Source organism: Streptomyces sp. NPDC001985 (assembly GCF_040296845.1).
GTDB lineage: Bacteria > Actinomycetota > Actinomycetes > Streptomycetales > Streptomycetaceae > Streptomyces.
Genome location: NZ_JBEOYB010000001.1, coordinates 143,733 through 167,657 on the forward strand (window position 1 = coordinate 143,733; position 23,925 = coordinate 167,657).

18 protein-coding genes are annotated in these 23,925 nt (G+C 73.6%); 9 read left to right on the forward strand and 9 right to left on the reverse strand.

The features are described from left to right. Positions 1 to 3 precede the first annotated feature (3 nt). The 5 genes from ABT122_RS00530 to ABT122_RS00550 all read right to left on the reverse strand — a co-directional run bounded on the left by ABT122_RS00530 (position 4) and on the right by ABT122_RS00550 (position 7,158). Positions 4 to 1,584, reverse strand: coding sequence for a Wzz/FepE/Etk N-terminal domain-containing protein (locus ABT122_RS00530; protein WP_351543019.1), 1,581 nt, complete (start codon positions 1,582 to 1,584; stop codon positions 4 to 6). Next, on the reverse strand, positions 1,581 to 2,978 hold the full coding sequence (locus ABT122_RS00535; protein ID WP_351543021.1) for a Wzz/FepE/Etk N-terminal domain-containing protein: 1,398 nt from the start codon (positions 2,976 to 2,978) through the stop codon (positions 1,581 to 1,583). Before ABT122_RS00535 ends, ABT122_RS00530 begins: the two co-directional genes overlap by 4 nt. Further along, on the reverse strand, positions 2,975 to 4,255 hold the full coding sequence (locus ABT122_RS00540; protein ID WP_351543024.1) for a glycosyltransferase family 4 protein: 1,281 nt from the start codon (positions 4,253 to 4,255) through the stop codon (positions 2,975 to 2,977). The genes ABT122_RS00535 and ABT122_RS00540 overlap by 4 nt, the downstream gene beginning before the upstream one ends. Further along, a complete protein-coding gene (locus ABT122_RS00545) occupies positions 4,245 to 5,606 on the reverse strand; it encodes a nucleotide sugar dehydrogenase (protein WP_351543027.1) in 1,362 nt (453 codons plus the stop codon). Before ABT122_RS00545 ends, ABT122_RS00540 begins: the two co-directional genes overlap by 11 nt. A gap of 73 nt (positions 5,607 to 5,679) precedes the next feature. Beyond that, complete coding sequence (locus ABT122_RS00550; RefSeq protein WP_351543030.1) at positions 5,680 to 7,158, reverse strand: sugar transferase; 1,479 nt, start codon at positions 7,156 to 7,158, stop codon at positions 5,680 to 5,682. Between the two features lie 1,569 nt (positions 7,159 to 8,727). Between ABT122_RS00550 and ABT122_RS00555 the strand changes: the two genes are divergently transcribed. After that, complete coding sequence (locus ABT122_RS00555; protein WP_351543033.1) at positions 8,728 to 9,516, forward strand: C1 family peptidase; 789 nt, start codon at positions 8,728 to 8,730, stop codon at positions 9,514 to 9,516. Here ABT122_RS00555 and ABT122_RS00560 read toward each other — a convergent pair. Next, on the reverse strand, positions 9,461 to 10,414 hold the full coding sequence (locus ABT122_RS00560; RefSeq protein ID WP_351543036.1) for a transcriptional regulator: 954 nt from the start codon (positions 10,412 to 10,414) through the stop codon (positions 9,461 to 9,463). The genes ABT122_RS00555 and ABT122_RS00560 overlap by 56 nt on opposite strands. Between ABT122_RS00560 and ABT122_RS00565 the strand changes: the two genes are divergently transcribed. Further along, positions 10,388 to 11,308: an alpha/beta hydrolase gene (locus tag ABT122_RS00565; RefSeq protein ID WP_351543039.1), complete on the forward strand. Its 921-nt coding sequence runs from the start codon at positions 10,388 to 10,390 to the stop codon at positions 11,306 to 11,308. The genes ABT122_RS00560 and ABT122_RS00565 overlap by 27 nt on opposite strands. Here the strand turns inward: ABT122_RS00565 and rutA are convergent. The 3 genes from rutA to ABT122_RS00580 all read right to left on the reverse strand — a co-directional run bounded on the left by rutA (position 11,271) and on the right by ABT122_RS00580 (position 13,700). Next, entirely contained in the window at positions 11,271 to 12,353 is a 1,083-nt protein-coding gene (gene rutA / locus ABT122_RS00570) for a pyrimidine utilization protein A (RefSeq protein WP_351543042.1), read from the reverse strand. The two genes, ABT122_RS00565 and rutA, sit on opposite strands and share 38 nt — an antisense overlap. Before the next feature lie 149 nt (positions 12,354 to 12,502). Beyond that, positions 12,503 to 12,937, reverse strand: coding sequence for a VOC family protein (locus ABT122_RS00575; protein ID WP_351543045.1), 435 nt, complete (start codon positions 12,935 to 12,937; stop codon positions 12,503 to 12,505). 31 nt (positions 12,938 to 12,968) lie between these two features. Next, entirely contained in the window at positions 12,969 to 13,700 is a 732-nt protein-coding gene (locus tag ABT122_RS00580; protein WP_351543048.1) for a TetR/AcrR family transcriptional regulator, read from the reverse strand. 107 nt (positions 13,701 to 13,807) lie between these two features. On the opposite strand from ABT122_RS00580, the gene ABT122_RS00585 reads away from it, so the two are divergent. The 7 genes from ABT122_RS00585 to ABT122_RS00615 all read left to right on the forward strand — a co-directional run bounded on the left by ABT122_RS00585 (position 13,808) and on the right by ABT122_RS00615 (position 23,825). Beyond that, the gene (locus tag ABT122_RS00585) at positions 13,808 to 14,539 is read left to right on the forward strand and encodes a DUF4386 domain-containing protein (RefSeq protein ID WP_351543051.1); all 732 of its coding nucleotides are present in this window, start codon (positions 13,808 to 13,810) and stop codon (positions 14,537 to 14,539) included. A 160-nt stretch (positions 14,540 to 14,699) separates the two neighbouring features. Further along, the gene (locus tag ABT122_RS00590) at positions 14,700 to 15,650 is read left to right on the forward strand and encodes an NAD-dependent epimerase/dehydratase family protein (protein WP_351543054.1); all 951 of its coding nucleotides are present in this window, start codon (positions 14,700 to 14,702) and stop codon (positions 15,648 to 15,650) included. An 889-nt stretch (positions 15,651 to 16,539) separates the two neighbouring features. Further along, positions 16,540 to 17,595, forward strand: coding sequence for an acyl-CoA thioesterase (locus tag ABT122_RS00595; protein WP_351543057.1), 1,056 nt, complete (start codon positions 16,540 to 16,542; stop codon positions 17,593 to 17,595). Positions 17,596 to 17,784: 189 nt separating this feature from the next. Next, positions 17,785 to 18,960, forward strand: coding sequence for a TetR/AcrR family transcriptional regulator (locus ABT122_RS00600; protein WP_351543060.1), 1,176 nt, complete (start codon positions 17,785 to 17,787; stop codon positions 18,958 to 18,960). Positions 18,961 to 19,318: 358 nt separating this feature from the next. Next, positions 19,319 to 20,308, forward strand: a complete 990-nt coding sequence (locus ABT122_RS00605; RefSeq protein WP_351543063.1) for an arsenic resistance protein — start codon at positions 19,319 to 19,321, stop codon at positions 20,306 to 20,308. 579 nt (positions 20,309 to 20,887) lie between these two features. After that, complete coding sequence (locus ABT122_RS00610; protein ID WP_351543066.1) at positions 20,888 to 23,020, forward strand: SpoIIE family protein phosphatase; 2,133 nt, start codon at positions 20,888 to 20,890, stop codon at positions 23,018 to 23,020. Between the two features lie 583 nt (positions 23,021 to 23,603). Next, a complete protein-coding gene (locus tag ABT122_RS00615; protein WP_351543069.1) occupies positions 23,604 to 23,825 on the forward strand; it encodes a DUF6480 family protein in 222 nt (73 codons plus the stop codon). Positions 23,826 to 23,925 lie beyond the last annotated feature (100 nt).

Sequence of the window (23,925 nt, forward strand, 5' to 3'; positions counted from 1 at the left end):
GTTCTACCGCGCCTCCTGGTCGCTGCCGCTGTCCGGGACCCGGGCGGCCGGCATCGACGGCCGCTCCGCCCTCGGCTGTCCCGTGCCGTTCCGCCGGGGCCACCGCTCCGTCCGCGGCTGCCCCGTTCCGTTCCGGGGGGCCGTCGGCTCGTCGGGGCCGCGCGGCGCGGTGTACGGCGCGTCCCACAGCGTGCCGTCGGTCCGGTCCCGGGGGTCGGGGTCGATCAGCACCACACCGATCACCGGGATGCGCTGGTCGGCGAGCTGGCGCGCCACGGTGTGCAGCCAGGCGGCGCTGCCGTGCCCGGCCCGCACGACGAGCACGGTCCGGGCGCCGAGGTACCGGAGGTCGGTCCACGCCGTGCCGGGCGCGACCGAGCCGACGCCGATCCCGCGCGTCCCCCGCGGCACGGCATCGGCCCGCTCGCCGCCGACCACGGTCACGCCCTCCGGTGTCCGGCGGCCGAGGGCGGGTTCCGCGCCGGGCAGACCGTCGATGACGGCCACCGGCCCCTCCGCCGCCAGCGCCCCGGCGACATCCAGCGCCAGCGCGCTCGTGGTGCGCGCGCACCCCAGTTCCAGCAGCGACACCGGTTCGGCCGAGCCGCGCACGGTGCGGGCCAGGGTCGCGGTGAGCCGTTCGTGGGCCACCCGGGTCCGCCGGCGCCGCCAGGGCAGGACCGGGCGGCGGGGCACACGGCGCCGCTCCGCGACGACCGACGCGCCCAGGTTCGCCGCGATCTCCCGGCGCAGCACGGGGCGGTCCGCCACCACCGTGCCGACGGCGGCCAGCGCGAGCCCGAGGACGAGCCCGAGGACGAGCCCGATCGCGGCGTTGGTGACGGCGGTCCGGGGCAGGGAGTGCCGCACCAGGCGCGGGGCGTCCACGATCTGCGTACCGGCGATGACCCGGGGGGTGCCGGTGCGGGCCTCGGCGGCGCGCTGGTCGAAGTCGGCGATCCGCGAGTTGAGTTCGGCCCGGCGGGCGAAGAGCGACTCGACGCTCGCCGACGCCTTCGGGTCGTCACCGGAGGGCGATCGGTCCCCGATCGCCTGGTTGACCCGGGCCAGCTCGTCCCGCATGCGGTCGCGCTGGTCGAGCAGGGCCTTCGACTCGGCCTTCGCGGCTTCCCACATCCGCCTCACATGGTCCGCGACGAACGCGTCGGCCAGGGCCTTCGCCCGGGCCACCGCCTGGGCGTCGCTGTCACCCGTCACCTCGATCCGGAGCAGGTTGTTGGTCAGACCGGTGCCCCGGTACTCCGCCGTGAAGTCCTGCGGGTCCTCGGCCGACTTGAGGGCCTTGAGCGCCTGACCGGCGATCCTGGTGGTGCCCAGCAGCGCCGCGTCGGTGCGGATCAGCGTTCCGGTGTCGTTCGGCTGGTCCTCCTGGTGCACGACCAGCACCTTGGTCACCGCGGTGGGCGGCGGGCGCAGCAGCACCGCCAGCGCCGCGCCGGCCAGCAGCCCCAGCAGGGCCAGGGAGTACCAGAGCCGGCGGCGTCGGCGCACCGCCACCACCAGCGACTGGAGGTCCAGCAGCGGAGCGGCCGGCGACGGCTCCGACGTCGTGCTCGTCGTCACCCCGGCTCTCCCGCCGCGTGACCGGGAACCGCGGGTTCCGGAGTTGCTCCGGCCCCGGGGCGGCCCGAGGACCGCGCCGGGAGGGGCCGGACCGCGCCGGCGAGGACGACGCCGACGACCTCGTGCCCGCCGTCCGCGCACGCCTCGGCGATGCCGGTCAGCTCCCCCGCGGTCCAGTTGCCCGCGCTGAGCACGACGACGGCACCGGACTCCGTGTCGCGGTCCGGCACCATCGGCCGGGACACCGAGACCTCCACCAGCCGCAGCGCGCGGTGTCCGCCGCCCGGTGAGGCGGGCGAGGGATCGCTCCCGGCCGCGTCGACGAGCTTCCCGGCGGCCCGGCGGCCGATCTCGTCGCCGTCGGGTACGACGACCAGCAGCCGCCGGGGGGCCGGCAGCCGGTCCCGGAGGCGAGCGCACACCCGCCGGTAGCGGATCTGCCGGCCGGCCTCGTCGGCGGAGGCCCTCGGTGCCGGTGTGTCCCAGCGGGTGTCGGCACCCAGCAGCCGGCGCAGCCGGGCCGGCGCGCCGCGGTCCCCCGGCCGGCGCGCGGGCCCTTCGTCCGGCACGTCGACGGTGCCCAGCAGCGCCGAGCCCAGCGCCGCGGCGATCTCCGGTTCGGTCCGCAGCCGGCGGCTCATCCGCTGGGCGGCGAGATGGCCGATGACCGCGGCCAGGAAGAACAGCAGCGCTCCGCCGGCGATGAACTGCGCCCTCGTCGGGGGCGCCTCGGCGGTCGGCCGGACGGCGGGTCCCATGACGACCATGCCGGCCCCGCCGGCCGCCGGGTCGGCCTGGTCCAGCTTCCTCATCGCCTCCTCCAGGGCGGTGCGGAGCTTGGCGAGCGCGGTGCGGGCCTGCACGCTCTCCACGGTCCGCCCCGGATCGGCCGCGTTGGCGAGGTCGGTGATACGGCGGTTGGTCTGCGCCACCTTCTGCCGCAGCGCCTCGGGCCCCGTGGCCGCCTCGGGGTCGTCTCCCTCGCCCGCGATCCGCGCGGCGAAGGCGACGAGTTCCCGGGCCACCCGGTCGGAGAGCTGCTGCGCCCGCTCCGGGGTCTCGGCCGTGCCGGAGATCTTGATGATGTTCCCGTCGGCGGCCTCGGCGGCGACCCGCTCCCTCAGCTCGCCGGAGCTGACGCCCGTCCAGCCGAGCGCGCCGGCCGCGCGGTCGACCACCGCCGAACTGGTCGCGATGTGCGCCTGGGTCAGCAGCTCGCGCTCCTCCCACTGCCCCGGCAGCAGCACCGACGCCGACGCCGTGTAACGCGGCGGGAAGAGCGCCGAGGTGCCGTAGCCGACGAGCGCGCCCACCACGGCGAGTACGGTGAGCAGCCTCCGGCGCCGACGGAGAATCCGCCCGATCGTGACCAGGCGTATCGTGTCATCGCTCAACGACGCGGCCTCTTCCCGGTCCGGACCCGGCCGTCCCCCGGCACCGGGGCGCGGTCGCGGCAGGCGGCGGCGTAGGCGGCGAGCAGCGATGCCTGCGAGTTCCGCCAGGAGAGACTTCCGCTGATCCGCTCCTGGCCGATCGCGCCCATCCGGGCCCGCTTCCCGGGGTCGTCCAGCAGCAGGGCGATGAGCCCGGCGAAGGCGGCCTCGTCGTTGGCGGGCGCGTAGACGGCGGCGTCACCGGCGGAGACCCGCGCCTCCCTCAGGTCGAAGGAGACGATCGGCCGGCCCATCGCCATGTACTCCAGGACCTTGTTCATCGTCGACACGTCGTTGAGCGGATTGCGCGGATCGGGAGAGAGGCACACGTCCGCGGTGGAGAGATAGCGCACCAGGTCGGCGTCCGGGACGCGGCCGGTGAACCGCACCTGCCCGGAGAGGCCGAGCCGCTCGGACAGCTCCACCATCGCGTCGAAGGCGTCGCCCGCGCCCACGAACACGGCGTGCCAGTCGGTGCGCCCCAGTTCGTCCCGGAGCGTCGCGAGCGCCCGCAGGGCGTAGTCGACGCCGTCCTGGGGGCCCATGACACCGAGGTAGCAGAGCAGATGGGGCTTGCCGCGCTTCAGTTCCGGCTCGGGCGGTACCGGCTGGAACCGGTCGGTCTCGGGCGCGCTGCGCACCACGAACACATCCTCCGGGCGCCGGCCGCCACGGCGGATCGCGACGTCCCGGTAGCTCTCGTTGGTGGCGAGCACCACATCCGCGGCCCGGTAGGTCAGCCGTTCCAGCGCGCACACGGCGCGGTGGAGCAGGTCCTCGCCCCGGTCGAACCGGGAGAGATACAGCTCGGGCACCAGGTCGTGCTGGTCGAAGACGAACCGCGCGCCGCGCCGCTTCAGCCAGAGCGCGGGCAGGAAGAGCAGGTCGGGCGGGTTGCAGGCGTGGACCACATCGACCGGGCCGACCCTGCGGGCCAGCCGGGCCGTGTGCCACAGCGCCGAGCCGTACTCCCGCAGATAGCCGGCGGGTCCTCCGGTGGCCGCGCGCAGCGGGTAGCGGTGGATGCGCACCCCGTCGATCAGCGCCTCCGGCTCGGTGTCCCGCTTGCTCCCCCGGGGGCAGATGACATGCACCTCCCAGCCCGCGTCCCGCAGCGTCCTGCACTCCTGCCACACCCGCCGGTCGAACGGCACCGACAGGTTCTCCACGAGGATCAGCGCGCGCCGCTCCGGCCGGCCGGCGCCGGCTCCCGCGTCGAACGCCGTGTCACCAGGCAAGGCCCATGTACCCCGGTTCGGTCCGGCGCGCCTCGGCGTCCGGAAGGCGGATGAGGTCGATGAGCACCGGTCCCTCGCCGTGGGGCAGCGCCGACAGCACGTCCGGGTCGCTGGTCCCGACCAGGCAGACCTCGGCGTGCTCCAGCACTTCGGCGACGGAGTTCGCGAGGAGCTGCGCGAGGTGCGGCAGCCGGGTCTCGATGTACTCGCGGTTGGCGCCGAGCAGCCGGGAGAGGCTCACATTGGCGTCGTAGATCCGCAGGTCGTACCCCTTGCCGAAGAGCCTCTCGGCCAGCTCGACGAGCGGGCTCTCCCGGAGGTCGTCGGTGCCGGGTTTGAAGGACAGCCCGAACAGGCCCGCCCGGCGTTTCCCGGTGCGCTCGACCATCTCCACCGCGCGTTGCAGATGCGCGGAGTTGGAGGGCAGCACATGGGCGAGGATGGGCACCGAGACATCGGCCCGCTGCGCGGCGTGGACCAGGCTGCGCAGATCCTTGGGGAGGCAGGAGCCGCCGAAGGCGAAGCCGGGCCGCAGATAGGCGGGGCTGATGTTCAGTTTGCGGTCGGCCAGGAAGACATCCATCACCTGGTGCGAGTCCACCCCGAGCGCCTGGCACACCGCGCCCAGCTCGTTGGCGAAGCCGATCTTGAGACCGTGGAACGCGTTGTCCGCGTACTTGATCGCCTCGGCCGTCGGGACCGGCACCCGGAACACCTCGCCGGGCAGGCCGTCGTAGAGCGCCGCCACCACGTCGCCGCTCGCCGGGTCGAGTTCGCCGATGACGGTCTTGGGCGGGTCGAAGAAGTCCCGGACGCTCGTGCCCTCGCGCAGGAACTCCGGGTTGACCGCGACCCCGAGGTCCACTCCGGCCGTGCCGCCGACGGACTTCTCCAGGATCGGCACCAGAAGGTCCAGACAGGTGCCCGGGAGCATGGTGCTCCGGAACACCACGGTGTGCCGCCCGTCCCGCCCGTCCGGCCCGCCTTTCCCGTCCCGCGCGTCCGGCCCGTCCCGCTCGGCCAGCACGGCGCCGATCTGCTCGGTGACCCGCTCCAGATACGTGGTGCACAGACTGCCGTTGGGCTCGGAGGGTGTGCCCACACAGATCAGCGACACCTCGCTGCCCATGATCGCCTCGCGGACGTCGCCGGTGGCGCGCAACGCCCCGGTCCGCACGGCCTCCGCGATGAGTTCGCCGATCCGTTCCTCGACCACCGGTGCCCTGCCGTCGTTGACCAGGTCGACCTTCACCTGGTTCACATCCACCCCGATGACCTCGTGCCCCATGCCGGCCAGGCACGCGGCCGACACACAGCCCACATAGCCGAGCCCGAAAACGCTGACCCTCATGACCCGTCCCTCACCCCAGGCAGGCCCTTCCGGCCTGCGGTCCCTGCGCCGGCCCGACGACGTGTCGCACGCATCAGTAGGCCCCCTGCCCATAGAGCACCGCGCGCAGCGTCTTCCACAGAATCACCGTGTCCAGGGCGAGCGACCAGTCCTCCACGTACCGCAGGTCCAGCCGGACGGCCTCCTCCCACGGCAGGTCGCTGCGCCCGCTGATCTGCCACAGCCCGGTGAGCCCCGGCTTGACCAGCAGCCGCCGGCGGATGTCCGGGGCGTACGCGGCGGACTCCTCCGGCAGCGGCGGGCGCGGGCCGACGAGCGACATCGATCCGGTGAGTACGTTGAAGAGCTGCGGCAGCTCGTCGATCGAGTACCGGCGCAGCACCGCTCCCACCCGGGTCACCCGGGGGTCCCGGCGGAGCTTGAACAGCGGGCCGGCGCCCTCGTTGCGGTCGGCCAGCTCGGCCCGTACCCCGTCGGCCCCGGCGACCATGGTGCGGAACTTGAGGATGATGAACTCGCGGCCGCCCTTGCCGACCCTGCGCTGGCGGTAGAAGGCCCCGCCCCGGCTGTCCGCCAGGACGAGCAGCCCGACCACCAGCATCAGCGGCGCGAACAGCATCAGCAGGACCGCCGCGCCCATCCGGTCGACGACCTCCTTGACCGCGCGGCTGCCTCCGGTGAAGGTCGGCATGCTGACCCGCAGCAGGGGAATCCCGAGCACCGCGTCGACGTGCAGCCTCGGGCCGGCCACCTCCATCAGCACGGGGGCCACCACCATCTCGGCGTCGCTGCCTTCGAGGTTCCAGGCGAGGCGCTGCAAACGCTCCGGTGACCAGTGCGGATCGGGCGTGACCGCGACGACACGGTAGCCGTCGCGGCGGACGTGGTTGGCGACGTCCGCCAGCCGGCCGACCACCGGAACTCCGTCCAGTTGGTCGCCGTCGGGCCCGAGGCCGTCCGTGGTGCACACCCCGTCCACCCGCCAGCCGAGGTGCGGGAACCTGCGGGCCCGGCTGATGAGATCGCGCACGGTCGCCGGGCTCCCGGCGGCGAGCACCGGTCGCAGGCACCGTCCCTCCTTCCGGTGCCGGTGCAGCCGGAGGCGGAGCAGATACCGCGCGGTCATGGTGAGAAGCGCGATCGCGGGGATCGCGACGAAGATCCAGAGCTTGATGTTCTGCGAGGTGAGGGCGATACCGCCGAGCGCCAGGACGACGGCCGCCGTGAACAGGGAACGCCCGAGCCGCCGGAACTCCTCGGCGCCCTGGCCGAGCACGGCCGGCGCCCACGACCGGCTCACCGCGAGCGCTCCCAGCACCAGAAGCTCGGTGCCGAAGGCGAGAATGCCCCACTTCTCATGCCAGTTGGCCGCGTCCCGGGCCCCGAAGAAGTTGCCGATCGCCGCGACGACGACGGCGGTGGCCACGGTGTCGCTGGTGATGACGGTACGGCGGTACCGCTCTTCCCAGTCGATCACAGGCCGGCTGATTGCCCCGTTCGCCAGGCGCCCACGCGCCGACGGAAACGGGTTGACTAACTCCCCCTGCTGCACAGAACCCCCCAGGTTCCCAGCGGTTCAACGTGTTCGCCCACCACAGTTCCCCTCCCCCACGGGAGGCCCCCGCCCCCCGCACCACGCTGTTACTCCCCCGGGAGGCCCCCGCCCCCCGCACCACGCTGTTACTCCCCCGGGAGGCCCCCGCCTCCCGCGCACGGCATCCGGGCTGTTCGAGTCATGGATGATCAGCCCACCCCGGCGACAGCGGAGCCGCCTGTCCTGCCGGCTCTCCGGACGCGCGGGAACCCGCCGATTCCCCGGATGCCCCCCGCACCCGAGGCCCCTCGCGGGCCCCAAGAATTGATCACCACCACATCTGGTGCCGGGGATGCGACTGCTGAATGTCCGCAGCGCCGGACCTATAGATCATTGGATGTTCGCCTCGCGCCCGAACAGCTGAAGCACGGTCAATCTAGACCATCGGGGCCGGTATGAAGAGAGTATGTGATTAATTTGTGCTCAAGCTTGGGGACCGGTTTCACCGATCGGCGACAACGGAAGGTTCCTTGGCGAAGAAGTGCCTGGTGACCTGGGGCCGATAGCCGATAGCGGGCACCGGAGGAATCTGGATCTTGATGCTCCGAAGAGGAGCGACCCGGCGGGGCGCATGGCCCCGCCGGCCCCCGCGAACAGCGACGGCCGCACGGCCGGGAACAGGCGCCCCGCCGGCTCACGCGGACCACCGGACCGCGTGATCTCGGCCCGCCGGCGGCACGCACCGATCGCGCCACCGGCGCCCTGTTGACACCCTCCCCGCACACTTTCGACAGCCGAACACGTTTACGGATATCTCGCCGAAGGGACTTCGACGGATGCCGTCACGTGCTCGTTATCGCACTCCCGAAAGATCGAATGGCATTTCCGCCCGACGACCGCTCCCGCGCGCGCGGGGAATCAAGCCAGACGCGGGCATCGCGACAGATCCAAGCCACTGGCATATTCATATGTTCAGAGACCTGATCGGCATCCGGGAAACGCGCATCTTCAAGCCAAGCCGTCCGTCCCGGAGGTGCGCGGTGGGAACGGCCTTTCCCGCACGGCTGTCGAGGCGGTGTGCGACGTTCGGTCCCGGCCTCCGGTCCCGGCGTCGCCGCGAGGGCCGTGTGCGATACGGGCGGTGGGGGTGTCCCCGCCGAGGCCGCGGCCCGGGTGGGGAAGGCGGAGCGGGCCCGGCGACGGGTCGGGCGGCCGGGGTCCGGCCGGAGCCGTCCGCCGCGCGGCCGCCCGCTCGCGGTTCCCGGGCGCTCCTCCGTACCGCCACCGGCTGGTGTCCCGGTGTCCGGGTCGGCGAGGCGTGACCGACCCCCTCCGCCGGAGGCACAACGGACCGGCCGAGGCCCGTGAGCGCGCCGATGGATGGCTCATTCCGGTGAAAGACACCGGTGTTCGGTGTGGAGGAGAACACCGGCCTGCGAACATCCCGTGGGAACGACCGCGCGCTGCCGCGACGGACCGTCGAGGGCTGACGCTCCGCCGCGTTCCGTGCCCGCCGGCGCGGATGTGCGCCTGGTCGCCGTACAGCTTGGAGGAGCCATGGCCCGGTGTCACCCCAGTGGTCCCCCGATGACGGTCGGCGGCCGTGCGCGCGCCGCCGTGCTCGCGGGTACGGCGCTGCTCGCCCTGTCCGGCGGGCCGGCCGTCACCCCCGCCCTTCCCGTCCCCGCCGTCTCCACCATCAGCGCCACCCGGCAGGCCGGCGGCAGCGGCACCTCACCGGAGCCCTTGCCCGCCGCGGTCGACTGGCGGAGCGGCCACGCGGTGACACCGGTTCAGGACAAGGGGCAGTGCGACGAGATCGCCGGCCGGGCGTACGCCACCGCCGCTGTGCTGGAGGGGGCCTGGGTGGTCCAGAGCCGCCGGCGGCTGACCTCGTTCACCCCGGTGATCACCGACGCGTCCGGCGAGGACGTCTTCCCGCGCCTGTGCGGCGAGCCCCGCCCGCCCGGGACCTCGGAGTTCCCGGTGGAGGCGTTCCAGCGGTGGGTACCGGTGGCCTCCGGGGACGAGGACGCGCTGCGGGCGGCCGTGGCCCGGGGTCCGGTTCGCGCGAGGATCGACACCTCGCAGGTGAGCTTCGCCCTCTACTCCGCCGGTGTGTACGACGAGCCGCTGTGCTCGTCGGCCCGGCCCGATCACTCCATCGCCGTGGTCGGCTACGGCACCACCCCGGCGGGGGTGGAGTACTGGATCGTCAAGAACGACTACGGCGCCCGCTGGGGAGAGGAGGGCTTCGCCCTCATGTCCCGGGACAGGGACAACCAGTGCGGCATCGCCACCGAGGCCGAGGAAGCCGTCCTCAACCCCGCCCCGTACACCGCGCCGTTCCGGAATCCATGGCCGGTCTTCCCCTGACCGGTGCCATCAGCCCCCGCTCTCTCCTCCGGAGCCCGGCACCGGCACCGGCACCGGTCGGCCCGGCAGGGTCGGCAGGCCGGTCGGGCGCGAGCCGCGCGCGAGCGCGTTCCGCTGCCGGGGCGGCCCGCGCCCACCGGGAGTGACCCGCGCCGTCCGGACCGTTCTCAGCCCGCGGCCCGGTCCGCCGCCTCCCGGGTGATGCCGGCGCAGAGGCGGAAGAGGGCCGGGCGTGGCTCGTCCCCGTCGTGTGCGTACAGGGCGGCCCAGCACCGGGCGACGAGTTCCCGGGCCTGGGTGCCGGGGGCCAGGGCCGGGGCAGGAGCCGGGGCGGCGGCAGCGGGTCGGGCTCCATCGCTCGGGTGAGTTCGGCGGCCGGCTCGACGGCGATGGTGAGCCGTTCGGACGGGGAGAGTCCGGCGGGGCCGGTGAGGCGGGCGAGGCGGGGCCGGGCGACGCGGCTGAGGAGGTGGTAGCGGTCGGCGATCTCCCGCAGGGGCCAGAGACGGCGGGCGAGTTCGGCGGGGCGGCGGGCGTCGCCCCTGCGCAGATCCGTCGTGGTGAGGAGGGTGAGCGCGCCATGGGCCCCGAGACGGTGGGCCGCTTGCTCGGCGTACGGCTCCCGGGCGTTGGCGCAGACGTACAGTCCGCCCTGGAGCGGAGTGCCACCGAGGTGGACGAGCGTCTGGCGCAGGGCGTCCCGGGCGGTGCGCGCCGATGCGGGCACCGCGAAGGCGGCCAGGTGCCACACACCGTCCCAGGGCGCGAGCCCGGCGTCCCGCTGGAACGCGGGCCGCAGGAAGTCCGCGTGGGGGGCGAGGGTGCGCCTGGTGTCCGCGGTCGCGCGCAGCTCGGCCTTGCGGCCCCGGCCGTGGTGCGTGAAGCGGCCCTCGGCCACGAGGCGTTCGACGCACAGCCCGACTGGCTCGACCAGTCCATGGACGACCGGGCCGACGAGGCCGCCGCCGCCATCGCCTGGGCACGCGCCCGCCCGGACATCGACGGTGACCGGATCGGGCTCTGGGGCGCCGGCCGGGCGGGCCGGGTCCTGCCGAAGATCGCCGCCAGGACACCGGTCAGCTTCGTCATCGCCGTCTCGCCCGCGATCAACTGGCTCCGGCAGGGCCGCCACCACCTCCTCGCCGAACCGCGGGCCGACGGCGCGTCAGCGGGCCGCGTCAGCGGGCCGCGTCAGCGGGCCGCGTCAGCGGGCCGCGTCAGCGGGCCGCGTCAGCGGGCCGCGTCAGCGGGCCGCGTCACGGCGGAGGTGGCCAGGAGCGACAGCATCCGCCGGCTGCCGGCACGCCGCGCGACCGTCGAGGAGTACGTCGGGGAGGCGGGCGGCGACGCCGACGGCATGACCGCCGGCCGCTGGGGCTTCCTCTCCCGGAACCACACCGCGGACGCCACACGGGACCTCCGTGCCCTGCGCGGCGTACCGGTGCTGCTGGTCCTCGCGGGCCATGACGTCAGCGTCGACACCGCCGAGACGGAGGACGTCTACCACCAGGTGCTCGGCGCGGGCCGCGCGTTGACGGTCGAGCGCCACCCGGACGCGACCCACTCCCCGCTCAGGCGGTCCGTCGAGCAGTCGGAACGCAGGACGGCGCTCACCGCGCTCCTCGCGCCCCGCTCGCTCTTCGCGGACGGATTCCTGGACGGCCGGCGGCAGTTCCTCGAAGGACGCGGCCGAGCGGGCCGCACCACTCCCCGAGCGGTGGCGGCCGTCCCCGCCGCCGCGCGCCCCCCGCTCCTCAGGATGCCCCCGGTACGGAGGCGCGGGACCTCATGAGCGGCTGAACGCGGGTGCCGAAGTTCTCCACGCCTTCGAGGAATTCATCGAAGACCAGAATGATCCCCCTGACACCTTCGACCTCACTGAGCTGGTCGAGCATCCGCGCCACCGTCTCGTAGGACCCGACGAGCGTTCCCATGTTGAGGTTCACGGCGCCCTCGGGCAGCGCCACGGTCCTCGCGGTCGAGGAATCGTCGGCGTTCCTGTCCTGCGCGGTCTGCGCGGTCAGATACCCCAGGGCGGCGAGGTCGGCGTTGTCGTGGTAGTCCTTCCACTTCGCCCGCGCGGCTCCGTCGGTCTCGTCCGCGATGACCATGAACAGCGCGAACGCCCCGACGTCGCGGCCGGTCGCGCGCGCGTGGCCGGCCAGCGCGGCGGTCGCTTCGGACAGGGCGAGCGGGGTGTTGACCCCGCTGCCCAGGATGAAGTTCCCATCGGCGTACTCGGCGGCGAACCTCATTCCCGTACCGCTCTGCCCGGCGGCGAGGATGTCGATGTGGCCGTTCGCCGGGCGCGGCGACAGCACGCAGTCGTCCATGCGGTAGAACTCGCCCGCGAAGTCACTGGTGCCCTCGCTCCACAACTGGCGCAGCACGGTGACGTACTCAGCGGCCCGGGCGTAGCGGTTGGCGAAGTGTTCGTCCCCGGGCCAGAGACCCATCTGGGCGTACTCGGCGGGCGCCCAGCCGCTGACGATGTTGACCCCGGACCGGCCGGGTGCGATCGAGTCGATGGTCACCGCCATCCGGGCGGCGATCGCCGGGGGCAGGGCGAGGATGGGTACGGAGGCGTACAGCCTGATCCGCTCGGTCACGGCGGCCAGGCCCGCCGTGAGGGTGAACGAATCGAGGCAGTGATCCCAGAACTCCGTCTCGCCGCCGAACCCCCTCAGCTTGATCATCGACAGCGCGAAGTCCAGCCCGTGCTCCTCGGCCCGCCGCACGATGGCCTTGTTCAGTTCGAAGGTCGGCATGTACTGCGGGGAACTCTTCGAAATGAGCCACCCGTTGTTGCCGATGGGGAGAAAAACCCCAATGTCCATGACGCTCCTCAGCCGTCGGGGCGGACAACCCGCGTGGCGCCCGGCATCATCGCCCGCCGTGCGGTCAATCCTGCCCAGCCACGGCGGGATGCACAACGACGAGGGCTCATCCTCACCGGCGGACTCGCGGCGCCGGCGGGGAGGACGGCTCAGTCGAGGCAGAACTCGTTGCCCTCGATGTCCTGCATCACGATGCACGACTCGAAGGTGCCATCGGCGAGCAGCGTCCGGTGATGTACCGCGCCGAGCGCCTCCAGCCGAGCGCACTCGGCCCGGAGCGCGGCGAGGCGCTCCTCACCCACGAGCCCGGTGCCGGCCCGCACACAGAGATGCACCCGGTTCTTGACCACCTTCCCCTCGGGAACGCGCTGGAAGAGCAACCGCGCGCCCGCACCGGAGGGATCGACGCAGGAGAACCACTTCACCTCGTGGTCGGGCGGCAGCGAGCGGTGGTAGTCGTCCCATGTGTCGAACCCCTCCGGCACCGGCGATACGACGTACCCCAGCACCTCGCACCAGAAGCGAGCGAGACGCTCGGGTTCCGCGCAGTCGAAGGTGACTTGGAACTGCTTGATCGATGACATCGGCGCACCCTACCAGGGGGGCCTCGGCCGTTCATCGCCTCCGGCCCGGGACGGGCTTCATCGCGCCCCGGCACCCCGGGCGCAGTCCGATCTCCGCGAGCAGCAGCCGGAGTTGCTGTTCCGCCAGGGGTGCGGTGTCGTGCCCGAGCCAGCGGAGGTGGCCGAACGCCTCCAGGAGGACGAGCCCGTGCAGACGGGACCAGGCGCCGAGGACGGCCGCCGCGGCGGCGGGCGGCACGTCGGGGTGGAGTGCGGCGGCGTAACGGGCCAGCGCCGGATCGGACGCGGCCTCACCGGCCGGACGCAGCCGGTCCTGCCGCCATGCCTCGACGAACAGCGGGGTGAACGCCCCGCCGACACGGCGGGTCGCCACGCTGGTCGGGCCGTCCGGAGGGGCGGCGTAGCCGGGGACAGGGGTGCCGTAGACCAGGCCGAACTCCTGCGGATGCTCCACGGCCCATCGGCGGTAGGCCATCAGTCCGGCGAGGAGCCGGTCGGCCACGTCCGCGGCGGGGTCGGCGTCCCGGGCCCGTTCGACCGCGTCGGCGAGCCGGTCGAAGGCGTCGGCGATCAGGGCGGTCAGCAGTGCGTCACGGCTGCCGAAGTAGCGGTACAGGCCGGCCGGGCTCATGCCCAGGGAGGTCGCGACCGCGCGCAGGGAGAGCTGGGCCGCCCCGACCTCGCGCAACTGGCGCAGGGCGACGGCCTTGATCTCGTCCAGCGTCTCGGCGCGGAGCCGGTCACGGCGGGTGGGTGCGGGCATGGGAGCACCCTACCAAATAGCGAACAGTGTTTACATCGCGAACGTCGTACTCTAACTTTGCGAACACCCGTCGCTTTGCGAACATCTGACGCAGGGAGTGCGCAGCCATGTCCGTCATCCACCCGCCGGACCATCCCGTTCACCCACCGCCCGGCACCCTCGGCCCACGGCGCACGGCCGCCGCCCTGCTGGCCGTCGAAAGCCTGCTGATCTTCATCCCGCTGCTGGTGCTCGGACCCGCGATCGGGTGGCCCGCCGGCCTCGACGACCCGGCCGCCACCGCGCTGCCCCGGCTGCTCGAACAGGAGGGCGCCGTCCGCGCCGGGTACGCCGTCTACCTCGCCTACTCCGTGCTCTTCCTGCCCGTCGCGGTGTGGACCACCCGGGCCCTGACCGGTGGCACGGACACCCCGCTCGCCCGGGTCGCCATGGGGTTCGCGGTCGTCTCGACGCTCGCCCGCGCGATCGGGATATCCCGCTGGCTCCTTCCTATGCCCGGTCTGGCGGAGGCCTACGGCGAGGCGTCCGACGCGTCCGTCCGTGCGGCGGTGGCCGTGCAGTACCAGGTGCTCAACGACTTCGGCGGCGGGATCGGCGAAGTGCTCGGCGTCTCGCTGTTCGCCGTGGGCTGGCTCCTGTGCACCGTGATCGCGGCCCTGCGCACCGGCACCGCGCCCCGCTGGCTGCTGATCGCGGGCTTCCCCGTCGCGGCCGGTCTCGCGCTTCCGCTGGCGGAACTCGCCGGCGCCGGCGCGGGCGCCGCCACCTCGGTCGGCACCGCGCTCCTCCAGCTGTGGTTCCTGGCCGCTGCCGCCGCCCTCGTCCGCCGGCCCCGCTGAGACCAGGCCCGGTGAAGCGCCGTCCGTACCGGATCGGACCGGTGCGGACGGCGCGGAAGGCACGGCCCCGGGTACGACACTGAACGCCGGAGCCCCGGAGCACCGGACCCCACGGTCCTCGCATGGGCGGCTCGACCGCACCACCAGGAAATGAGGCACCATGTCCACCCCCCTGCACGTTGTTCTCGGCGCCGGTGGCGGCATCGGGTCCGCGGTCGTCCGGGAACTGTCCCGGCGCGGCCACCGCGTCCGCGCCGTCCGGCGCCGCCCGGCCTCCGGCCTGCCGGCGGGTGCCACCGCCCTCGCCGCAGACCTCTCCACGGCCGAGGGCGCCCGTGCCGCCTGCGCCGGCGCGACCGTCGTGTACCACTGCGCCCAGCCGCCCTACCACCGCTGGCCGAGGGAGTTCCCCCCGCTCACCGAGGCAGTCGTCGACGGCGCATCGGCGGCCGGCGCGAAGCTCGTGTTCGCCGACAACCTCTATCTGTACGAACCGGCCGACGGCCCGGTGTCCGAGGAGACACCCCGCCGGCCGACGAGCCGGAAGGGCTCCGTGCGCAAGGAGATGGCGGACCGGCTCCTCCAGGCCCACAGAACCGGCCGTCTGAACGTGACCATCGGTCAGGCCAGCGACTACTACGGGCCCGGCGGTACGAACAGTGTCATCGGCGCCGCGGTGGTGCCCGCCGTCCTGCACGGCAGAACGGTGAACTGGCCCGGACGGCTCGACGTCCCCCATGCCCTGCACTATCTGCCCGACATCGCGTCCGCGCTGGTCACACTGGGCGAGCGGGACGAAGCCGACGGGCGGACCTTCATCCTCCCCGCGGCCCCGGCTCCCACTCCGCGTCACTTCGTCGAACTGGTCGCCTCGGCGGCCGGACGCCGCGCCCGGATGCGCGGAGCCACGAAGCCGCTCATGCGACTCGCCGGCCTGTCCGACCCGGCCGCCCGCGAACTGGTCGACATCTGGTACCAGTTCAGCCGCCCCTGGACCGTCGACGACGGTCTGTACCGCCGCACCTTCGGCCCCGTGAAGGCCACCGGCCTCGACGAGGCCGTGGCCGTGACCGTCGCCTGGCACCGTACCCACCTGGCGACGGCCGGCTGAGGCCGGCCTCTCCCGCGGCTGACGCCGGCCTGTGTGCCCCGCGTCACCCGCGGCCGGAACGAGCCCTCCGCCGCGGTCGCCGGCCCCGGGGAGGGAGCGACGGTGTCGCCCGGGTGATTCCGGACATGAGCGCGGCGCCGCCCGGGCGCGGCCTGCTCGGCCACCGGCCCCTGCCGGTCAGGGGAGTTGACGGCGTGGCCCAGCGAGTGGCCGGCACAGAGTCCGACGTGGCCGCCGTGGACCGGGAAGACCCGGCCGGCTGGAGGGGCAGCCGCCCGTCGGCAGACAGGCGACCAGCGGCGGGATGCACTTCGGCGGGGCGGGTCGAAGGCGTGCTCGTCCTGCGGGGCGGCGACGGCGGCGCCGGTACCCCGGGTGGCGGTCACCGGCTCGGTGCGCCCGATCGGAGCGATGTCGTCGACGCGGACACCGCAGCGGCCCAGCTCCCGGGAGGTGTTGACGCCGGGGCGCCGGTGACGCCCACGCCGTGGAGCGCGGCCCCGGCCGCTGGCGGAGTCGCCGTGGGCGCAGCCGGCGCAGGCCCGCTGGACGGGGCCGCGGCCGGTCCCGGCGGCGCCGAGGGCGGCGTGTGGCGCGCGCTCGCCCGTGACGTGGCGCGTGTCGCTCCTGGCCGGCCCGGCGAACGGAATCATCCCGGCACCGGCCACGAGCACTCGACGGCCCATCACTTCCCTTCAGGATAATTGGCGTGAATGAGTTTTCAGTTTGTGGGCTGATGGCCCTGCTGTCAAAGCCTTGCCTCTCGCATGTGACGAGATGCAGTATTGATCAAAGAGGGCGCAGGGCGCCGTCGCGGACCGTCGGGCAGCCCGGCGCGGCACCGACCGCCCGGGGCCCTCCCGTACCGCGTCGGCGCACGGTGGACCGGATGGCCGGACACCCGGCTCAGCGCGCGACCAGCCAGGGAAAGGACCGCCAGGACATGGCCGGGCACAGGAGTTCCCTCCCCCGCGAGGCGACGGGGGTGCCGTTCCCGCACGCGATGGACCTCATGGACTGCCTGAGCCTGGAGCGGCTCGGCGACGATCTCTTCCAGGGCGTGTGCCACGACGGCATACCTCCGCGCGCCTTCGGCGGCCAGGTCGCCGCCCAGTCGCTGACCGCCGCCGCGCGGACCGTGCCCGGGGGCCGGACCGCGCACTCGCTCCACGGTTACTTCCTGCGCGCCGGCGACACCCGGCGGCCGATCGTCTACACCGTCGAGCGGCTGCGCGACGGCGGCTCCTATCTCTCCCGGCGGGTCACAGCGCGCCAGGAGGGGGAGACGATCTTCGCCCTCTCCGCGTCCTTCAAGAGCGCCGAGCCGGGGCCCGACCGGCAGCGTCCGATGCCGTCCGTCCCCGGCCCGGACGAGGTACCGGATCTCAGCGGGCTCTGGGCCGGGACCGATCCGGAGCACCACGCGAACTCCACCTTCCACCGGGTCCTCGACCTGCGCTGTCTCCGTGTCCCCGAGGAGCGGACCGAGCCGGGCCAGACGGAGCAGCGGCTGTGGGTGCGCGCCGCCCACCCGCTGCCCGACGACCCGCATCCGCACGCCTGCGCCCTCGCGTACGCCTCCGATCTGTGGCTCGCGCCGACGGTCACGCTGGCGATCGAGCCGCCGGGCATGCTGCGCGCGGGGTCGTCCTCGGTCTTCCTCACCTCGCTCGACCACGCGATCTGGTACCACCGGCCGTTCCGGGCCGACAGGTGGCTGCTCTTCGCCCAGCGCAGCCCCACCCACGCGGACGGCCGCGGGCTGGCCATGGCCGATGTGCGGGACCCGGAAGGGCGTCTGATCACCACCGTCGTCCAGGAGACCGTCATCCGGGCCAAGCGCCCGGCGGCGGCCACAACCGCGCGGCCCGCACTGCCCGCACCGCCCGCGCGCGACGCCGGACCGGCCGGAGCCGTCGGCGCCACCGGCCGCGAGGAGCGCTGAACACCTCCCGCCGAAGGTGCCCCGCCGGGGCCGACAGTGCTGCCCCGGGACATCGGGCGGCCCGCGATGCGCGCGGGCCCGAACGACCGGGGGCGCGAAGGCCGTCGGATACCCTGAGCGAACGCGGTGAGCGGCCCCGGGCCGCACGGGAATCGACGGACCACCGGGAACAGCAGAAGGACGACGGACGTGGCAGCGCGCAGACCGCCCAACCGCAAGGCCCTGATCCGCGCCGCGGCCGCCGAACTCTTCCTTCAGCGCGGCTACCACAACGTGTCCGTGACCGATGTGGCCGACAGCCTCGGCATCACCGCCTCCGCTCTCTACCACCACTACCGCAACAAGCAGGACCTGCTGCTGCACACGGTCCTGGGCAGCCTCGACACCGTCGACGCCCTGATCGGCGAGGCCGGCGACCTGGAGGCGGCCCTCACCGCGCTGGCGGCCCTGGTCACCGGGGAGCGCGGAGTCCTCGCCGTCTGGGAACGCGAGGCCCGGAATCTGGAGGACACGCAGCGCGCGGCGATCCTGGAGCACGAGATCGAGGTCGTCGCGCGCCTCGTCCCCCTGCTCCGCGCGGAACGGCCGGAACTGGGCGAACCCGAGGCCCATCTGCTGGCCCGGGCCGTGCTCGGCACCCTGGGCAGCAGGGTCCGCCATCGCATCGCGCTGCCGAGGCGCCGCCACGAACAGTTGATGCTGCGCGTCGCCTCCGCCGCCGCGCACGCCCCCCTGCGCACCGAAGCGGTGCCCCCCGGCCCGCACCCGAGGGAGACCGGAGGGTCAACCGGCTCCCCCGGGCTGCGGATACCCCGGCGTGAGCAGTTGCTGACCGAGGCGATCCGGCTGTTCGACGAGCGCGGTTTCCAGTCCGTCACCATGGCGGACATCGGCGAGGCGGGCGGCATCGTCGCCTCCGGTGTCTACCGCCACTTCCCCCGCAAGAGCGATCTGCTGATCGCCGCCGTGAACCGGGGCGGCGAGCGCATCAGGACATCCGTGGAGACGGCGCTCGACCGGGCCGCCGACCCCGGGGAGGCGCTGGAGCTGCTCCTGCGCGCCCACATCGCGGTCTCCCTCGAACAGACGCACCTCATGGGCATCCTGTCCAATGAGCGGGACCAGTTGCCCGACAGGGAGCGCACGGCGCTCCGCCGGCTCCAGGCGGACTACCTCGATGTCTGGGTCCAGGCCCTCGGCTCGGTCCTGCCCGGCCGCGAGCCGGCCGAACTGAAGATCATCGTCCATGCGGTGCACGGAATGATCTACTTCACCGTCCGGGTCGGCCGCACCCACCCCTGGCCCGACCTCTCCCAGCATCTGAGGGACCTCGGCATGGCGGTGCTGACCCGCACGGGGTGCTGACCCGCACGGGCCCGCCGCGCGGAACAGCGGGGGACGACCACCGGATCGGGTGACACAGTCCTTCTCCGGCCCGGACCATGAGCACGCCGCACCTGGTTCACCGCCGGAACCCCTCCCTGGTCGAGCGGTCTGCCCGCGCCCCCCGCCGCCGGGCGTCGGGCGTCGGGCGTCGGGCTGACCGCAGGCGTGGCTGCTCGGCCTCGGGCCGGCTCCGGCGGGCTCCGGTCGTCCCCGGCGGGCTCCGGCAGGGTGTCGGGCACAGCGCCGGGCGGGAGCCGGGCCACCCGCCGTGGCCTGTGAGGATGGGGGGACACACCGGTCGCCGCAGGAGTGGCCGGTTCGGAGCGGGGAGCACGCGGTGTCGCAGGAGTCGTCGGGGCTGGTCGAGCGGATGGAGCAGCACCAGGTCTCGGTGTATCTCGGCGCGATGGCGGCGGGCGCGCTGGTGGGCTGGGCGGCGCCTTCGGCGGGGCCGGGGCTGGAGCACGCCATCAACCCGGTCCTGGGCGCGCTGCTGTTCGTCACCTTTCTCCAGGTCCCGGCCGCCGAGTTGCTGCGTTCGCTGCGGGACGGGCGGTTCCTGGCCGCCGCCCTGGTGGTGAACTTCGTGGTGGTGCCGCTGGTGGTCGCGGCGATGTTCGTGTTCCTCCCCGCCGACCAGGCGGTGCGGATCGGCGTCCTGCTGGTGCTGCTGTGCCCGTGTGTGGACTATGTGATCGTCTTCTCCGGGCTGGCGGGCGGGTCGAGCCGCCGTCTGCTGGCCGCGACCCCGCTGCTGCTGGTCGCGCAGATGCTGCTGCTGCCGGGGTTCCTGTATCTGTTCCTGGGGTCGGAGCTGGCCGACATCGTCGAGGTCGGGCCGTTCGTCGAGGCGTTCGCCGTACTGATCGTCATTCCGCTGGCGCTGGCCTGGGCCGTCCAGGCGTGGGCGGCCCGGAGGCCGGCCGGACGGGCGGCCTCCGGCGCCGCGACCACCACGATGGTCCCGCTGATGGCCGCCACCCTGTTCACCGTGGTCGCCTCCCAGATCCCCAAGCTGGGCGGCAGCCTGGGCGACGTCGCCGCCGTCATCCCGTTCTACGCGCTGTTCCTCGTCGTCATGGCCTTCGCCGGGAAGGCGGTCGCCCGGCTGTTCCGGCTCGACGCCCCCGCCGGACGGGCGGTCGTCTTCACCGGCGCGACCCGCAACTCCCTGGTCGTCCTCCCTCTCGCGCTCGCCCTCCCCGACTCCCTGACCGTCGCCTCGGTCGTGGTGGTCACCCAGACCCTCGTCGAGGTGATCGGCATGGTCGTCTGCGTCCGGCTCGTCCCGCGCCTCGTCCCGGCCGCCCGCACCGGCACCCTCTGACCGCCCGCGAGGGTGAGCTGTCCGGCTTCCGCGTCCACGGCACGCCGCACCGGCCCGCGGCATCGGCGCCGGACATCCGGCGCCGATGCCGCGGGCCATCGTGTCCGCCGGCCGTCCGGGCCCCTGGCGACCGGCACCGGAAGCCACTGTTCGGTGCTCACAGCACAGACTCAACGAACGGGGTGCAAAATGGTCGATATAGCTCTGCGCCGATGGCGGCGGGCCATCGGATGGATGCGTCTTGCCGGACGCACGCGTCCGGCTGCGTGGGCGCGGGGCGTCGACCTGGGCTTTTCGGGCCTCGGACGCCCGTTCCGAGTGAGGAGGTGGGCGGTGGCGGCACAGGACGGCTCCGGCACCGGGGAGAAGCCGGCGCCGCGGCCCCCCGCACCGGCCGGGGCCCCGGCACCCTCGCCGGGCGCCCGGGAGGACGCCACCGGCCCGCTCCCCGGTGCCCGAGCCGTAACCGCGAGTGACTCGGACGACACGCGGAAGCAGGACGGCGCACCCCCGCCCCAGGACTCCCCGGCCGGGCCCCGCTCCCCGAATCCCACCCTCCGTGAGAGCGTCATCCGGCTGTTGAGCTGCCCCGACGCGGACACTCTGCTGGCCACGGCGATCGATGTGGCGCTCGCGGGCATCACCCCCGACGCGGGGGCCGTCTTCATCGCCGACGAGGACGGCTGGCTCCGCCTCGCCGGCCACCAGGGCATGCGCACGGGCCTCGCCGAACGGTTCCCCGTGGTCGCCCCGGACTCCACACTGCCGCTGGCCGTCGCCGTACGGGAACGGCGGCCCGTCTACGGCACGGCCGGGGAACTCATGACGCGGTACCCCGATCTCGGCGGCATGCTGAACATGGCCATGGACTATGTGGTGCTGCCCCTGCTCGTCGACGACCGGTGCCTCGGCGGGCTCGTCGTGCGGCTCCCCCGGTCCAGCAGGCTCAGCCCCGGGGACGACCAACTGCTGACCATGGTCGCCGACGTGTTCGCGCACCGGCTGGAGCATCTGCTCGCGCTGGAGGGGACGGGGCCGCCCGCCGGAGTGACCCCGGAAGGAGCGGTGGCGGCCGATTCCGCGGCGGGCCGGCTGAGCCGCCGCACCCGGCTCGAACTCGCCATGTCCAGTGGCGACATCGGCGCCTTCGAGTGGGACATCGACACGGACACGGTCGTCTGGGACGAACGCACGGTCAAACTGTTCGGGATCGGGTCCCAGGACTTCGACTCCCGTATCTCGACCTTCCAGAAGGCCATTCACCCCGACGACCGGGCGGCCGTGGCCCAGGCCATGGAGGCGAGCCTGGAGACCGGTGAGTACCACGTGGTGTGCCGGGCCGTCTGGCCCGACGGCAGCCACCACTGGCTGGAGGCCAAGGGCACCGTCGAGCGACGGGCGGACCATGGGCCCCGGACCATGATCGGTGTGGTCTGGGACATCACCGAGCAGCGCGAGCGCGCGGCCCGGCGCGAGGCCCGGAGGGAGTTCGTCCTCAGTACGACCAGCGCCTTCGCCGCGGCGCTGACGACTGAGGACGTCCTCGACGCCATGACCGGCACCGTCCTGCCCGAGCTCGGAGCGCACGCGATGGCCATCCATCTGGAGCACGAGGGACGCCTCCTCCTCGCGGGCGCGGCCGGCTACCCGGAGGAGACGGTGGAACGGCTGCGGCTGTTCGGCGTGGAGGACGGCGGACCGATGGCCACCGCCCTGCACGGGGGCGAGCCCCTGTTCTTCCGCACCCGCGAGGAGTACCTCCGGCGCTTCCCCCACCCCGCGGTACGCCCTGGCCGCGAGCACGAGGCCTGGGTGGTCCTGCCGCTGACCTCGGCGGACGGCACGGTCGGCACCTGCCTCATCGCCTACGAGAAGCCGCGCGCCTTCGGTTCCGACGACCAGATCATCATCGCCGCCGTCGGCGGCATCCTCGCCCAGTCCCTGGCCCGCGCCCGGCTCTCCGATGTCTACCGCCACCGGATGACCGAACTCCAGGAACTGATGATGCCGCGCGCGCTGGGCCGGCTGCCCGGCTTCGAGATCGCCGCCCGCTATCTCCCCGCCGCCCAGGGCATGCAGGTGGGGGGCGACTGGTTCGACATGATGCCGCGCCAGGACGGCGGCGCGTCGTTCGTCATCGGCGACGTCCAGGGGCACAGCGCGCAGGCCGCGGGGGTCATGGGACAGCTCCGCACCGCTCTGCGGGCGCACTCCTCGGACGGCTACCGGGCGGAGCACCTGATGGCACGCGGCAACCAGACCCTGTGGGGCCTGGACACCGAACGATTCGCCACCTGCTGCATCGTGGACGTGACCCCGCCCGCCGGGCAGCTCCGGATCGTCCGGGCCGGCCACCCCAACCCGCTCCAGTCCGGGGCCGACGGAACCGTCCGCGAGCTGGACGTGCCCGGCTCACTCCCCCTCGGCTACGCGCCCGACGGCGGGTATCCCGTCTTCCACGGACAGCTCCAGCCGGGCGAGGCCCTGCTGCTCTACACGGACGGGCTGGTGGACCGGCCCGGCCGGCCGTACGACGAGGCTGTGGCCGCGGTGTCCACCGCGTTCGGCCGGTGGATGCGCGACAACCGGAACACCGCCGCCGGCTCCCCCGGTCTGGAGGACCTGGCCGACCTCCTCGTCTCGAAGGCTTTCACCCACCCCGGGTACGACGATGTGGCGATCCTGCTGATCCGCCGCACGCCCCTGCCCTGAGCGCCGACAGGGTTCATGGGAGCGGCACGGAACAGCCGGCACCCGCGTCCGTCTCCGGATTCCCCGACGGCCTCACCCCGGGAACCGTCCGGCTGCCCGGGGCGCGGGCGGGGTGGTGCGAACAGCTCGCGCACCGCGGCCCTGTCGGGGCGATTCACCCTGCTCAGTGCGTTCGCCGGGACGTTCCCAGGACTGCCGGTACCGACCGAGGACCACGAGAATCCGGCCGTCTCGCCAGAGCGCGACCAGCGCGGCCCGCAGCGGCGCGTCCCCCGGCGGCACCTCCTCGGCGGCACCTCCTCGGCGCCCCGCGTGAGAGACAGGAGGGTGGTCCCCCCGCTCATCGGTCGCGAGCGGCTGCTGCCCGGGGACGGCCCTGTCCGGTTGCCGCCCGGCTCCCCGCTCCGGGAGTCCCGGCGTGGCCGGGCCCACCGAGACGCCCTCCACGGACACCCGCCGGGGGGGGAAGGCCGCCCCGGCGGGTCACGCCGTACGCGCGGCGCTCGGGCGCGCCGCCTTCCCGTTTGCCGTAATTCCCGACGAAGGTCCGCACCGTGTGCTCGTCGCGGGGTACCTCTGTGGCATGAGCTTCGACAACACCGATCCCGGGCCTGATCCCGGGGAGCCCGGTGGCGGGGTCCCGCCCGGGGAGACACCGCCGGCGGAGTCGGGGACGTCCTCCGGCACGGGGCCCCGCCAGGAGACGAGCCGCGGCTGGGGCAAAGCGCCCCTTGTGATCATCCTGCTCGTCGCGGCCGTGTTCGCGGCGTTCTTCCTCGTCTACGCCATCACCCTGATGCTCTGAGCCGTCCTATCCCGCTTCGGGGCCGGTTCTTGCAGGGAGGTGGCGACACGGACGGCCTCCGGGCTGGTGCCGGCGCCCAAATCCTGGGCACCAGAATGCT